This is a genomic window from Mesorhizobium sp. (assembly GCF_005063415.1).
Lineage (GTDB): Bacteria > Pseudomonadota > Alphaproteobacteria > Rhizobiales > Rhizobiaceae > Mesorhizobium.
In genome coordinates this window covers 1-14,715 of sequence record NZ_SUEG01000127.1, presented here as the reverse complement: position 1 = coordinate 14,715, position 14,715 = coordinate 1, and the positions used below count along the sequence as shown (strand labels likewise).

The following is a 14,715-nucleotide window of genomic DNA, read 5'->3' as shown; positions in this document are numbered from 1 at the left end:
GGATCAGGCCGCGCTGGACAGCGCCGAGGCCAATGTCGCCTCGGCAAAAAGCCAGGTTTCGGTCTTGCAGGCGCAGGCCAGGAGCGCCGAGGCGCAGCTCGAGCAGGCCAAGGCCAGCCAGGAGCAGGCCCGCACGACGCTGTCACGCACGACCATCACGGCACCCGCAGCCGGGCGGGCAACGAGCATTTCGGCCGCTGACGGCACCTACGCCCAACCCGGCCAGGTATTGATGATGTTCGTTCCCGACGAGGTCTGGGTGAAGGCCAACTTCAAGGAGACGCAGCTCGACCTGATGCGGCAGGGACAGCCGGTCGACATCGACATCGACGCCTACCCGGACAAGTCCTTCCATGGCCGCGTCGACAGCATCCAGGCCGGCAGCGGCACCGCCTTCAGCCTGCTGCCGGCCGAAAATGCCACCGGCAATTACGTCAAGGTGGTGCAGCGCGTGCCGGTCAAGATCGTCTTCGACAAGCCGCCGGATGTGCTTCTCGGCCCGGGCCTGTCGGTGGTGCCGACGGTCAAGGTGCGATGAGCGGCGAAACCGCCAGAAATCAGGGCGAAAGCCGATCCGCCGCCGGGACACACAATCCCTGGCTCATCGCCGTCGTCGTCTCCATCGCCACTTTCATGCTGGTGCTGGACACTTCGATCGCCAATGTCGCCCTGCGCAACATCGCCGGCAGCCTGGCTGCCGGAATGGACGAAAGCACCTGGGTGATTACCACCTATCTCGTTGCCAACTCGGTAATCATCCCGGTCAGCGGCTGGCTGGCAAGCGTCATCGGCCGCAAGCGCTATTACATGCTCTGCGTGGCGACCTTCACCGTCGCGTCGCTGCTGTGCGGACTGGCGCCCAACCTGGAACTGCTCATCCTGTTCAGGGTCCTTCAGGGCCTCGGCGGCGGCGGCATGGCGCCAAGCGAGCAATCGATCCTTGCCGACACCTTTCCGCCTGAAAAGCGCTCGCAAGCCTTCGCGCTTTACGGCATTGCCGTCATCGTCGCACCGACGGTCGGGCCGACGATCGGCGGCTGGCTGACGGACCATTTCTCCTGGCACTGGATCTTCTTCATCAACGTGCCGTTCGGCATCCTGTCGCTGGCGCTGGTGCAATGGCTGTTGGTCGAACCGGACATACTCGAACGCGAACGCAAGGAACGGCTGAAAGGCGGCCTGAAGATAGACGGGGTCGGGTTCGTCCTGGTGGCGATAGCCTTGGGATGCCTGGAGATCTTCCTCGACCGGGGCCAGCGCTACGATTGGTTCGCCTCGAGTTTCATCACCACTTTCGCGGTGATTTCCGCAATCGCGTTCCTGCTGCTTATCCCATGGGAAATCAGTCGCAGCGATCCGGTCGTCGACATGCGCCTGTTGTTCACGCGCCAGTTCGGTACGGCCTTCCTGGTCATGATGGCGGTCGGTGCTATCCTGTTCAGCACCACCCAGATCGTGCCGCAGCTGCAGCAGACGACATTTGCCTACACCGCGACGCTCTCGGGCCTTTCGATGATGCCGGGCGGCATCGCAATGCTGATCTTGATGCCGGTGTCTGGATTTGTAGGCAGCATCGTGCAGCCCAAATACTTGATCATGATGGGCATGTCGGTGGTCGCAGTGGCCCTTTGGCACATGACCTCCCTCACCCCGGACGCCAGCTTCCGCTTCTTTGCCTTTGCCCGTGTCTTCCTGATGGTCGGGCTGCCGTTCTTGTTCATTCCCATTTCAACCGCGGCCTATGTCGGCCTGCCCCCGCAGAAGACCAACCAGGCATCGGCGCTGATCAACGTTGCGCGCAATATTGGCGGCAGCATCGGCGTGTCGCTGTCCAATACCGTCATCGCGCAAAGCTCCCAGATCCACCAATCGAACCTGGTCGGCCGCACCGTGCAATCGTCGCCCGCCTATCAGCAGGTGCTTCGGCAGGCGACCGAGCATTTCGTCGCCCATGGTTCGCCGCTGGTCGAGGCGAAGCAGCAGGCGATCGGCTGGCTCGGCCAGTTGATCGCCCGCCAGGCCACGTTGCTCGCCTATGTCGATGTCTTCCGCTACTGCGCGGTGGCAACCGCCCTGCTTGTTCCGCTGGCGCTGCTGCTGCGGTCAAGCAAGTCGGGCGGCAGCCAGCCGAATCCCGAAATGGGCTGACCGGCCAAGTGCGACCGTGTGGTTTTCAAAAACGAGGAAGCCGGGAACCAGCTGACCCATTGCGTTGTTCTGCGCCAAGAGGAGATGATCACGATGGCCACTATTCCCACACCCGAGCCAACACCGACCCCGGTACCGCCGCCTCCCATCCCCGATCCCAAGCCCGTGCGTGAGCCGGACCCCGACAGGCTCCCCGACGAGGACCCCATTCCCAATCCGGATGAAAACGATATTCCGCCGAAGCGGATGTCTTTCAGCCGGCAGTTACCGTGATCGCTCTGCAGCGTGTCGGCCGATTGCTTGTGCCAGGTGGCGGCGCCTGTCAGATTTCGAGCATGGCGTAGGGACGGCCGGTCGGCTTGGCGACATGCATGGCAACGTTATAGACCGGCGCCCCGCCCGGCGTGCGGCCCTCATAGGCGCCGCGATGCGCATGACCATGCACCACCGCGCTGACCTGGAACCGGTCTATTGTCTCGGCCAGGCGTGACGAACCGAGAAACGGGAATATCTCCAGCGGCTCGCCTTCGACCGTCTCGACGACAGGCGCGTAGTGCAGAACGACAAGCGTGCGTTTGGCGCGGACCTGCCGCATCGCGTTTTCAAGCCGCATCGCTTCGTTCACGCTTTCCGCCACCATTGACTTGATCGCTGGTTCGCCGAAGGAGCCGAGCATGCGCGATCCAAAACCGCCAACGAAACCCTTGACCCCAACGAACCCGACCTCGTGAATCTCTGTCGCCTCGCCGTCGAGCAGGTGAATGCCCGCCTGGCGCAGAATGTCGGTGACCTGGTCGACGGCGCCTGACTCATAGTCGTGGTTGCCAAGTACGGCGACGACCGGGATCGTGCAAGCACGCAGTTCCTCGGCAAGGATTTCGGCCTCCCGAGGCTTGCCGAGATTGGTAAGGTCGCCCGTCAGCACGAGAACCTGGGCTTCACGCGACATCTCGCCGAAAAGATCGCGGTACGAGGCCTGGTCCTCCTTGCCGACATGCAGATCGCCAATGGCGGCGATCTTGAGCGTGCTGCCGTTTTCCACCTTTGCCGAGGCAGTTTCGAGCTCGTCAGCCATTGCTATGTTCTCCTTCACCGCCGACGTCGGCAAAGCCCCATTCCTTGACGTCGATCTCATAGTCGGTTCGTGAAAGCATGCGCCCACGGCAGATTTTCATCCGGGAAGGTGGCAATTCGCGCTGCTTGGCCAGCCGGTCAAGCAGCTCGTCGAGCAGCCAGGCGGGTACGCGGCCCCGCTCCGACGGATAGATCCATCGGAAGTTCAAGAGATGCATCAGGAGAACTTCCCAATGAACTTCCATGTAGGAAAGCAGCCTTTGCCAGTCGATCTGGTCGTGCGTCTTGAGGATGGTGTGCGAAACGTCGGCGCCATCGTGGCGGCCGCGGTCCTGGATGAAACATTTGGACCAGACAAGCTCGGTGGGACCGATGATCCGCACCTGGCTGCCCAGCAATTCGCCCTGACGGGCGTGCTCCAGCCACTGGTCGTCGACCGGCATTGTGCCGTTCATTGAGGCGAAAATGACGTCGAAAAAATGCGTCCCCTTGAACACTTTGCCGAGCCACCGGTCGTCCTCGACCACGACGGCGTAGCCGATCTGCTTGAAATGGGCGAGGATGCGCGGGCAGTCGCCGGCCTTGCAGAAAATGTCGAGATCCTTGGTCGGGCGGATGATCCCGGTATAGGCGCTTACGGCATAGGTGCCGGCGACGAGAAAGGGGATGCCGGTCGCGACAAGCTCGCGGATCGCTTCGATATAAAAGACCTCCGCTTCGGCATTGCGAGGCGTCGGGGCGGCTTTTGGATCGACCGACGGAACGGATGCCGGGATAGCGCTTTCCGGTGGGGGATTGATGATCATAAGCAATGGTTCCTGGCCCGGCAGACCAGCAGCCGCCTGTATCTAATAGCCAAGCACGCCCGATGGTTCCCACCGCTGCGCGCCACTGCCGCTCTTGCCTTCCGCATCAGGTGGACACGCCGCCGCGGCAGGCCTTCGAAGCGGTCATGGCAGTCGGCCGCGGCGGCGGCCCTAAAAAGACATGTGAGCGGTCATTTTTGACGTCAAGATCGCAGCGCGGTCAGCCTCAAGCGCGTCGAGGCGGAGTAGGCCCGCTATCATCCTCGAGTTCGGAAAGGATTGGCTTCAACATGGTTCCCGAGCTGTCGGAGGCGCTGCGCACCCGGCGCAGCAGCCACTTGAGCGCACGTGGCCAGACCGACTCTGTTTTCCGGAAAGCCGCAGGCGGCGTGGCAAAAAGGCCATTCTCCATTTTGTAGTTCCTCTTTGTCTCGGTCCAATCAGCGTTCTTCAACGAGCAAAACTGGTGTTGGTTCCGCGTCGCCGTTGGGAAGCACGGGCCGGCCAGGCGAAGCCACCATTTATGGGTTCGAGCAGGCTAGCCTCGTGCGGCATTGGCGCTCGCGAGACCAGGGTTCTCGGCGACCAAGTCGCGGAATTCAGCTACTAGCCGGCGGGATTCAGCTCGTATCCTGATGCGCCGGCTCTGGACACGGCCCGCGAAGGCTGAAATTGTTACCGGCATTTCCAGTTGCAAATTTGGTTGGGCTCGGCGGGGATGGCGCTGGTTTCTGAAGACATTGCCGGCCATCCGGCATTGCGTCGCCATGTCCAGGCTCAGTCGCGGACGCTGCTCCAGACCTATGAAGCGAACCCGCGGCTGGCTTCCGTATTCGCCACGCAACAACGCTGGCTGATGGCCCATATCGGGCTTGCCTTGTATTTCGATCGAGAGCCGGACGATCATCGCAAGGGACTTACGTCTACACGGTTCATGGACGGCATCTGCCGGCATTCGGTGGCCAGCCGCAACACCGCCGATGCCTTCCTGAAGGAGATGCTGCATTACGGTTTCATCCGGCATCTGCCGATTAAATATGGGCGCATCCGCCCCTTTGAGCCGACCGCGGGCACTCTGGAGACGGTTGCCGGCTGGGTCATGGCGCATCTGAAAACGCTGGACAGCCTGGACAATGGATCTCGACTGGCTGCATTCGTCGCATATCCGGACGTGCTCGCCGAACTGCAGCCGCTGGTGGCCGACGGCCTGCTTTCGTCGCATGCCGTGCGCGAGCCAAGACAGACTTTTTCCTTGTTCACCTGGCTCGACAATGGCGGCATCGTCATGGATTGGCTGATGTCCGGCGTCGATCCCGATCATGCCGACCTGGACCGAATTCCGACCGGTGTCGTCTCAATCGGAGATTTCGCGACCTGGCTCAAGCTTTCCCGGACCCACCTGTCACGCAAATTGCGCGATGCCGAGGAACTTGGCAGCATCGGCTGGCTGGGCCAGCGCGGTCATTCGGTCATGTGGGTGTCGAGCGAGTTCTATCAGGAATACATGACCGCCCAGGCGGTCAAGCTCGCCATCATCGATACAGCTTTCGACAACTGTGTTGTATCTTCCGACGCAAGCTGAACGATGAGCCGAAAGCCGTCGTGGCGGCTTTGGCGCCGCCGCGACGGCGGTCTGGCATTTCAATCGATATCGAACGACACGCCCTGCGCAAGCGGCAGCGCCTTGGAGTAGTTCACCGTATTGGTGGCACGCCGCATATAGGCCTTCCAGGCATCGGAGCCGCTCTCGCGGCCGCCGCCGGTCTCCTTCTCGCCACCGAAGGCACCGCCGATCTCGGCCCCTGACGTGCCTATATTGACGTTGGCGATGCCGCAGTCCGACCCGTCGACGCCGAGGAAGCGCTCGGATTCCTGCAGGTCGCGGGTGAAGATCGACGATGACAGCCCCGCTCCCACCGCATTGTGTTCTTCTAGCACGGTGTCGAAGTCCGAATATTTCATCACATAGAGGATGGGCGCAAACGTCTCCTCCGTCACCGGCGAAACCTGCCGCGGCATTTCGACCAGCGCCGGACGCACATAGTAGGCCTCGGGATGGCCGTTCTCGACCCGTATTCCGCCGGTTATCTTACCGCCACGCGAAGCCGACTCCTCCAGCGCCTTCTGCATGTTCTCGTAGGCAGCCTTGTCGATCAGCGGGCCGATCAGAGCGCTTATCTCCAGCGGATTGCCGACCGAGACGCTCTCATAAGCCTTCTTCAGGCGCGGAACGAGTTGGTCGTAGACGCTCTCATGCACGAACAGGCGCCTGAGCGTCGTGCAGCGCTGGCCGGCCGTGCCCATGGCGCCGAAGGCGATGGCGCGGAGCGCCATGTCGAGATCGGCCGTTGGGCAGACGATGCCGGCATTGTTGCCGCCGAGCTCCAGCACGGCACGGGCAAAGCGCTTCGCCAGCCGTGGTCCGACATCCCTGCCCATGCGCGTCGAGCCGGTGGCCGAGACCAGCGGCACCTTCGGATGATCGACCAGGATCTCGCCGACGGCGCGATCGCCGATCAGCACCGGCGCCAGCCCTTCCGGCGCATCGCCGAAACGCTTTGCCGCGCGCTTGAAGATCGCTTCGCAGGCGAGCGCCGTCAGCGGCGTCTTCTCCGACGGCTTCCACACCACCGCGTCGCCGCAGACCAGCGCAAGCGCTGCGTTCCACGACCACACCGCCACCGGAAAGTTGAAGGCCGAAATGACGCCGACGACGCCGAGCGGATGCCAGGTTTCCATCATGCGATGGCCGGGACGCTCGGTGGCGATGGTCAGGCCGTACAGTTGCCGCGAAAGACCGACGGCGAAATCGCAGATGTCGATCATCTCCTGCACTTCGCCTAGACCCTCGGACGGGATCTTGCCGACTTCGATCGACACCAACCGGCCAAGCTCGGCCTTGTGTGTGCGCAATTCCTCGCCGAGCAGCCGTACCAGTTCGCCACGCTTGGGAGCCGGCACCTGCCGCCACGCCAGGAAAGCCTTGTGGGCATCGACGATGGTCGTTGCCGCATCGGCCGGCGAGATGGTCTTCAGCGCGGCGATCTGCTCGCCGGTCACCGGGCTTCGCACGATGAGGTCGCCGCCCGTAAGCGCGGCCTCGGCAACGCCCAGTTTCGCCAGAAGCCCGGCCGTTTCCTTCGCAATTGTCATTTTCGTTTCGTCCCTTTCATATCCCGTCGCTCATATGGCGTCGGTCCAAGCCTTGCGCCATACCCGCTCCCTGCCGGTCGGCACACCAGGCGCTGTTATGGCGTGGCATTACGCGTTTCAGGGAGAAATCACCACCCCGGCATGGTCCAAGCCGGCGTCCGACTGTTGAACCAGCCAGATAGAGCGAATCAGTGTGCCGTCTTGGCGGTTTCCCGCACGGCGCTTTCTTTCATCAGCCGGTCGATATGCATGCGGATATGCGCTGCCTCGGCGGCCGTATTGGCAAGCGCGATGGCGCGGTCGAAAGCGACGCGCGCCTCCTCGCCGCGGCCAAGCTGCATCAGCAGTCCGCCCTTGAGGCCGAAGAAATGGAAATAGCCGGAAAGCCTTCCTTCCAGCGGCTCGATCATGGCGAGTGCGGCTTCCGGTCCACGCACCTTGGAGACCGCCACGGCGCGGTTGAGCGTCACCACCGGCGACGGCTGCATCTGCTCGAGCAGGCCGTAGAGCAGGTCGATCTCGTTCCAGTCCGTATCCTCAGGCTTTTCCGCCCGCGCATGCAGTGCGGCGATCGCCGCTTGCACCTGGTAGGGACCGGGCTTGCGATGGCGCAACGCCTTATCGACCAGCGCCAGGCCTTCATCGATCATCTTGCGGCTCCACAGGCTGCGGTCCTGGTCTTCGAGCAGCACGATCTCGCCGTTCTCGTCGAAGCGGGCCGGCGAGCGTGCATGCTGCAGCAGCAACAGCGCCGTCAGCCCCATGATCTCCGGCTCGGTCTGGAACAGCCTGAGCAGCAGGCGGGCCAGCCGGATCGCCTCTTCGCAAAGCGGCGCACGCGCCGAAGCCTCGCCGCTGTTGCTGGAATAGCCTTCGTTGAAGATCAGGTAGACCATGGCGGCGACGGCGGCGAGCCGTTCGGAGCGCTCGACCGCTCCCGGCGTCTCGAACGGCACCCCGGCGTCGGCGATGCGCGCCTTGGCGCGCGTGATACGCTGCTCCATGGCGCTTTCACCGACGAGGAAGGCGCGGGCGATCTGCTTGACCGTCAGGCCGGAGACGATGCGTAACGCCACCGCGATCTGCTGCGTGGCCGGCAGGTCGGGATGGCAGCAGATAAACAGCAGCCGCAAAATATCGTCGCGGTAATGCGCCCCGTCCAGCCGCTCGGCGACGTCGCTCTCGGCATCCTCCAGATCGGAGATCTGGTCCTCGTCCGGCAGCGGCGCCTGCTTGGCGCGCTTGCGCACCGCATCGATGCCGCTGTTGCGGCCGACGAAGATCAGCCAGGCTGCCGGATCGCGCGGAGGACCGTTTTTCGGCCAGTTGTTCAGTGCCCTCAGGCAGGCGTCCTGGAATGCTTCCTCCGCCGCGTCGAGGTCGCGGAAGTAGCGCAGCAATGCCCCCATCGCCTGCGGGCGAGCGGTGCTGATTGCCGTGCTGATCCAGGCGAGTTCGGTCATGCGGAAACCTTGGCGGGATTGAAGAGCGAGACCGGCCGGATTTCGTAGGAGCCGCCGCTCGGGTTGACCTCGGAAAGCTCGCGCGCGAAGTCGACGGCCTCATCGAGGTCGGCGCATTCGAGCGTGTAGAAGCCGAGGAACTGTTCCTTGGTTTCGGCAAACGGGCCGTCGATGACGATCGATTCGCCCTTGACCTTCCTCAGCGTCGTCGCCGCGGTCGTCGGCAAGAGCCGCGCCACCGGGCCAAGCCGGCCGGCCTGGGCATATTTTTCCTGCACACCGATAAGCTTTTCCATGACGGCATCGTCCTGCTCCTTGCTCCAGGAGCAAACGACATCTTCAGAGGCATAGCAGAGGATCGCGTAGAGCATGGGTCGTCCTTTTCTTTATCAAAGGACGAAACACTAGGACCGATGCCGACATGGCGTCGACAAAAAAATACGCTCCGGTCCGGCGTCATTCCCTCGCCTTCAGCCATCTCAAGACCAAGGCTTCCTCGTTGTCGAGCCCGGCGATCGACCGTTTCCCTTTGTTGGCATCCGCCATTTCGTCGAGCAGCCGTCCTTCGGACCAGGCGCGGAAGACTTCCGGATGGATGTAGCATTGGCGACAAACCGCGCGTGTGTTGCCAAGCCGCTCGGCAACCTTGTCGATGACGCTGTTCATCGCCCGCTTTTGTTGCGCCTGGCTTTCGGGACGTTCGGTTTGGGCAAACAGCGACGCGGCATGAATGGTGCCGCCCCAGGTTCTGAAGTGCTTGGAGCTGAACTCCGCTCCGGCGTTCTCCCTGATATAGCGGTTGACGTCGTCTGAGCGCACCGGACGCCTGTTTCCATCCTCGTCGAGATACTGGAACAGTTTTTGCCCCGGCAGGTCCTGCGCTCCACGCACGACCTTGGCAATCCGGCGATCGACAAGCTTCAATCTCCATTCCTTGCCGGATTTGCCGATGAAGGCAAAGCGCAGGCTCGAGCCCTTGATGTCGACATGGCGGTCACGCAGCGTGGTCAGCCCAAAACTCTTGTTGTCGCGGGCATAGGCGGCATTGCCGACACGGATCATCGTGTTGTCGAGCAGCCAGACGATGGCCGCAACGACGCGTTCCAGCGGCAGGCCGTGACGGCGCAGATCGACGTCGATCTGCCGCCGCAGTTCGAGCAGGCTCTCGGCGAAGGCGATCAGGCTCGAATATTTGACCCCGTCGCGCTCCTCCGCCCATTGCGGGTGATAGCGGTATTGTTTGCGGCCGCGCTGGTCCCGACCGGTCGCCTGGATGTGACCGTCAGCATCCGGCGAGATCCAGACATCCGTCCAGGCCGGCGGAATGGCAAGCACCTTGATGCGTGCCAGCGCCTCCCCGTCGACAATCCGCCCGTCGGGTCCTTTGTACGAGAACCCCTTGCCCGAACGCAGCCGGCGAATACCGGGTTCAGTGTCGGTGATATAGTTGAGCGAGGCCCGAACGGCCGAGGCTTGCGCGCCATTCTCCAGCGCTCCGTTCTGCGGCACCCCGTTCCTTGGTGCAGCTTTCCTCACAGCCGATCGGCCAGACGACGACCCGGATTTGTCCAGCATGTCCTCTCCACGGAATTTCCGTAGATAAGCCGCTTGCTGGCTGCGGGTTCCACCGCCTCTTGATACTAGGACAGCCTATCGACGTCGCCGGGCAACGAAGACGTGAGTCGTCATGCCTTTTCGAGCACGACCGGAATGACGTCGACCGCTTGCTCGCCGACCTGTCCGCCCGTGGTTTTCAGCACGCCGACGATCGGCGCCACATCGGAGTAGTCGCGGCCGTAGCCTACCGTGATATGATCGTTGCTTGCCCGCATGCCGTTGGTCGGATCGAATTCCTGCCAGCCGGCATCGCGCCCGCACCACACCTTGACCCAGGCGTGCATGGCGTCGGCGCCTTCGAGCCGCGGCTTCCCGCGCGGCGGAATGGTGCGCAGGAACCCGCTGACATAGCCTGCAGGAATGCCGAGGCCGCGCAGGCCGGCGATCATGATGTGGGAAAAATCCTGGCAGACGCCGCGCTTCAGGCCGAAGGCGTCGCTGGCCCGCGTCTGCACGGTGGTCGCCTCGCCGTCATAGGTGAAATCGCGGTGAATGCGGTTGCACAGAGCCATGGCCGTGCCGACCGTCGAACTGCCGGCACTGTCTTTCGCATAGGCGGTGATTGCCGCGTCGATGCCGGCGTGATCGCTGGCGGCCAGAAAGTGATGCGGCGAAGCCGGCGCCAGCGAGTGCACTGCGCCGAGTTCTTCTTTCAGCCGGCGTATGTCCGGCGATACGTCGAGCCCGGGCTCCGGCCGCGATACCGACACACGCGCGCTCATCCTGATGTCGAGCGCATCATGCGCGTCACGAAAGGCGATCGAGGTGACACTGTTGCCGAAAAAGTCGGAAAAATCGGAACGTTCGCTGGGCGCCGGCACAAAAGACAGTGAAGCGGCGATGACGCGCTGCACGCCAGGGATGGTCGGCGGCAACACGCGGACCTGATGGCGGCCGCCGCCGGCCGCCGCATCATAGTCGTAACGCAGGTGAAGCCTGATGTCGTAGAGCATGCCGTCTCTACCCGAAATAGGCTTTGGCGAGGCTGTTGTAGAGCCCGCCGATTTCATTGGCGAGATCGCCGAGCGCCTTGGCCGTCATGTCCGAAGGCTCCTTGATGGCGATCGACGTGTTGAGCTGCAGGATTTCCTTGGCCGCCGGCGACATATGGCCTTCGGCGCCGACAGCGGGCAGCAGCGCGATTTCTGCCTTCAGCCGTTCGAGCTGGAAAAGGATTGAGCGCGGGTTGAGCGGATCGAGCGCCAGAAGGTCGACCACCGTGCGCCGTCCCGCCTGCACCGGATATTGCCGACGGTGGGTCATGACACTGTCGCCGATCTCCAGCATCATGTCGAGCGCGCCTTCCGGCGCCTGGGCTCTGGTCAGCCGGGCGAGCGTGCGGGCGATCTGGATGCCGCGTTCGAGCCTGCGGCCGATTTCCAGGAAACGCCAGCCGGCAAAGCGGTACATGTTCTCGTGCAGCAGGCCGGAAAACCCGGCCAGCTTGCGCAGGATGACCGTCATTGCCCTTGTCGCGTCGTCGCCCGGCGCCACTGTCGCGGCAAATTGATGGATGGTCTTCGACAGATCCTTCAATGCCAGCCAGCCATCGGGCGAGAAGCGGTCGCGGATCTGTCCGGCACTGTAGACGGCGCTGTCCAGGGTGCCGATGAGCGCCAATGGGATTGCCGTCTCGACGTCGATGCCGAACGGCGCGAGATAGTCCCTGATATCGGCGAGCAGCGGCATCTCGGGATCGGATGTCTCGGCCAGCCGCACGTGGTAGGCGCGCAGGATGCGCACCGTGTCTTCCGACCGCTCGATATAGCGGCCAAGCCATGTCAGGTTTTCCGCTGAGCGGCTGGGCAGGCTGCCTGGCAAGGTTCGGGTAAAGCTGTCGTGCTCCTGTGGCAGCAGTGTCTCGCGCTCCACCGGCCTGTCGCTGACCACCCAGACATCCGCCGCCTGGCCGCCGCGCTGCATGGCGATGGCCGTCGGGTCGAGCGAAAAGCCGACACGCGCAAAACCGCCCGGCATCACCGTCCATCCTTCCGGCGTCCGCGCCAGATAGACGCGCAGGCTTGCCGGCCGCGGCTCCAGCCAGCCGCCGACATAGACGGGCGTGGTCGACAGCGTCACCGCTTCCTGGCCGACAAAGTCGCCGCCGTCCTGTTCGATCCGGGCGACGAGTTCGGCCCGTTCCTCGACCGACAGCGCTGACCCGAGCCTGGTCGAGCCGTCGTCCTCGAAGGCAAGCCGCGTCGACAATGCCGGGCCGATCACCATGCGGTCGATATTGGCGAGCACATGCTCGCGCTCCGTCTCCTGCCCGCACCACCATGTCGCGACCGTCGGCAGCAGCAGTTCCTCGTTGCGCCGCCGCCACAAGACGCTGACCGGCATCAGCCCCGAAACCGTGCGCACCATCAGCCTGCCGCCCGAGACAGTCAGGTCCTCGCCCTCGAGCAGCATGATGCCGAGATAGCGGGCGATATAGGCATGTTCGTAATAGGTTTCGTTCAGCGGTCCCGGCGTCAGGATGGCGACACGGCCGCCGGCTTGCTTGGCCATACCGATCAGCGCATCGCGAAAACGGCGGAAGAAACCGGCCAGGCGGTGCACATGCATCTCGCCGTAAATGTCGGACAGCGCCCTTGTGGTGGCAACGCGGTTTTCCAGTGCAAAGCCGGCGCCCGACGGCGCCTGTGTGCGGTCGCCAAGCACCCACCAGCGGCCATCCGGGCCACGGCCGAGCTCGAAGGCGCAGAAATGCAGGAAATGGCCGCTGGCCGGCCTGGTGCCGACGACCGGCCGCAAATATTCGGGGCTGGCCGCGATCAATCCGGCCGGCAGAATGCCTTTCTCGACCAGCCGGTTCGGCCCGTAAATGTCGGCGATGGTCTCCTCGAACAGATCGGCACGCTGGACCAGGCCAGCGCTGATGTCAGCCCATTCCTGCTCCTCGATCAGCAGCGGCACATGCGCCAGCGGCCATTCCCGCTCATTGGCGCCGGCCTTGTCATAGACGCGGTAATAGACGCCGGCGTCGCGCAGGTACTGGTCGGCGCGGGCGAAGCGCTGGGCAAGCTTTTCCGGACCCAGGTCCTCCAGCGCCTCGATGAAGTGCCGCCAGGCCGGCCGCGGATTGCCAGACGCATCGACCATCTCGTCGACGACGCCGTCGATCGGCTGGTAGTGCTCCAGCAGACTGTGGGTCTGCGGCTTGCTGCGCAGCCTTTTGTGATTCCCCTTCGCCATGGCTGATCAGAGTCTTTGCGGCCGCCGAAGGTCAAGGGTCATCGGGAAATCTTCAGAGGCTTCTTCGTTGCGCAGCACATAGCTGGACGGCGTATGGCCACGCGGCTCGAAGCGGGCGAGCCGCCGCGCCTCCGCTTCGTTGCCGTTGACCGGGAACGTGTCGTAGCTGCGCCCGCCGGGGTGTGCCACATGATAGACGCAGCCGCCGACCGCGCGGCCCGACCAGCGGTCATAGATGTCGAAGACCAGCGGGGTGTTGACCGGTAGCGCCGGATGCAGGCCCGACGCCGGCTGCCAGGCCTTGAAGCGCACGCCGGCCACCGCGATCTCGCGGTTGTCGGTCACCTTCATCGGAACGACGCGACCGTTGCAGACGACGGCGTGACGCTCGGGGTTGAGCCCCTCGGTCTTCACCTGCAGCCTTTCGACGGAGGAATCGACAAAGCGTACGGTGCCGCCGATCGCGCCTTGCTCGCCCATCACATGCCACGGCTCGAGCGCCTGCCTGAGCTCCAGCTTGATGCCGGCATGCTGGACCTCGCCGCAGAACGGGAAGCGAAATTCGAGCTGGGCGTCGAACCATTCGGGACGGAATACGAAGCCGTTCAGCTTGAGGTCGTCCAGCACATCGAGAAAATCCGCCCAGACATAATGCGGCAGCATGAAACGGTCGTGCAGCGAGATGCCCCAGCGCACGAAGCGGCCGTCGAGCGGGTTCTTCCAGGCCCGGGCGATGATGGCGCGCACCAGCAATTGCTGCGCCAGGCTCATGCGCGCGTTGGGCGGCATCTCGAAGCCGCGGAATTCGACCAGCCCGAGCCGGCCGGTCGGCCCGTCCGGCGAAAACAGCTTGTCGATGCAGATTTCCGAGCGATGGGTATTGCCCGTCACGTCGGTCAGAAGGTTGCGGAACAGCCGGTCGATCAGCCACGGCAGGGGTGCCGCGCCCTTGTCGGGATGTGGCACCTGCGCCATCGCGATTTCGAGTTCGTAGAGCGAATCGTGGCGCGCCTCGTCGAAGCGCGGCGCCTGGCTGGTCGGGCCGATGAACAGGCCGGAGAACAGATAGGACAGCGACGGATGCCGCTGCCATTGCAGCACCAGGCTTTTCAACAGGTCGGGGCGGCGCAGGAACGGACTGTCATTGGGCGTTGCGCCGCCGACGACAACATGGTTGCCGCCGCCGGTACCGGTGTGGCGGCCGTCGATCATGAACTTGTCGGCACCAAGCCGCGTCTTTCGCGCCTCTTCGTAGA

At 63.6% G+C, this 14,715-nt stretch carries 12 protein-coding genes; 3 read left to right on the top strand and 9 right to left on the bottom strand.

Annotated features, from left to right (window positions below):
• Together E5W70_RS25085 and E5W70_RS25080 are read left to right on the top strand one after the other, a co-directional pair.
• Positions 1-538 (top strand): HlyD family secretion protein (locus E5W70_RS25085; protein ID WP_292663544.1); only part of this gene is annotated, 538 nt, incomplete at its 5' end.
• On the top strand, positions 535-2,148 hold the full coding sequence (locus E5W70_RS25080) for a DHA2 family efflux MFS transporter permease subunit (RefSeq protein ID WP_292663543.1): 1,614 nt from the start codon (positions 535-537) through the stop codon (positions 2,146-2,148). The genes E5W70_RS25085 and E5W70_RS25080, both read left to right, overlap by 4 nt.
• A gap of 322 nt (positions 2,149-2,470) precedes the next feature.
• Here the strand turns inward: E5W70_RS25080 and E5W70_RS25075 are convergent, their stop codons facing one another.
• A complete protein-coding gene (locus tag E5W70_RS25075; RefSeq protein WP_292663541.1) occupies positions 2,471-3,223 on the bottom strand; it encodes a metallophosphoesterase in 753 nt (250 codons plus the stop codon).
• On the bottom strand, positions 3,216-4,028 hold the full coding sequence (locus tag E5W70_RS25070) for a hypothetical protein (RefSeq protein WP_292663539.1): 813 nt from the start codon (positions 4,026-4,028) through the stop codon (positions 3,216-3,218). Before E5W70_RS25070 ends, E5W70_RS25075 begins: the two co-directional genes overlap by 8 nt.
• A gap of 718 nt (positions 4,029-4,746) precedes the next feature.
• Between E5W70_RS25070 and E5W70_RS25065 the strand changes: the two genes are divergently transcribed.
• The gene (locus E5W70_RS25065; RefSeq protein WP_292663537.1) at positions 4,747-5,610 is read left to right on the top strand and encodes a hypothetical protein; all 864 of its coding nucleotides are present in this window, start codon (positions 4,747-4,749) and stop codon (positions 5,608-5,610) included.
• A 59-nt stretch (positions 5,611-5,669) separates the two neighbouring features.
• On the opposite strand, the gene E5W70_RS25060 is transcribed toward E5W70_RS25065, so the two are convergent.
• The 7 genes from E5W70_RS25060 to E5W70_RS25030 all read right to left on the bottom strand — a co-directional run.
• Positions 5,670-7,181, bottom strand: coding sequence for an aldehyde dehydrogenase family protein (locus E5W70_RS25060; protein WP_292663535.1), 1,512 nt, complete (start codon positions 7,179-7,181; stop codon positions 5,670-5,672).
• Between the two features lie 188 nt (positions 7,182-7,369).
• Positions 7,370-8,644, bottom strand: coding sequence for an RNA polymerase sigma factor (locus tag E5W70_RS25055; RefSeq protein WP_292663533.1), 1,275 nt, complete (start codon positions 8,642-8,644; stop codon positions 7,370-7,372).
• Positions 8,641-9,015, bottom strand: coding sequence for a YciI family protein (locus E5W70_RS25050; RefSeq protein ID WP_292663532.1), 375 nt, complete (start codon positions 9,013-9,015; stop codon positions 8,641-8,643). Before E5W70_RS25050 ends, E5W70_RS25055 begins: the two co-directional genes overlap by 4 nt.
• Before the next feature lie 85 nt (positions 9,016-9,100).
• Complete coding sequence (locus tag E5W70_RS25045; RefSeq protein ID WP_292663530.1) at positions 9,101-10,219, bottom strand: DNA topoisomerase IB; 1,119 nt, start codon at positions 10,217-10,219, stop codon at positions 9,101-9,103.
• A 110-nt stretch (positions 10,220-10,329) separates the two neighbouring features.
• Positions 10,330-11,214: a transglutaminase family protein gene (locus tag E5W70_RS25040; protein ID WP_292663528.1), complete on the bottom strand. Its 885-nt coding sequence runs from the start codon at positions 11,212-11,214 to the stop codon at positions 10,330-10,332.
• A gap of 7 nt (positions 11,215-11,221) precedes the next feature.
• Complete coding sequence (locus E5W70_RS25035) at positions 11,222-13,459, bottom strand: circularly permuted type 2 ATP-grasp protein (protein ID WP_292663526.1); 2,238 nt, start codon at positions 13,457-13,459, stop codon at positions 11,222-11,224.
• A gap of 6 nt (positions 13,460-13,465) precedes the next feature.
• A partial coding sequence (locus E5W70_RS25030; RefSeq protein WP_292663524.1) for a transglutaminase family protein occupies positions 13,466-14,715 on the bottom strand: 1,250 nt, incomplete at its 5' end.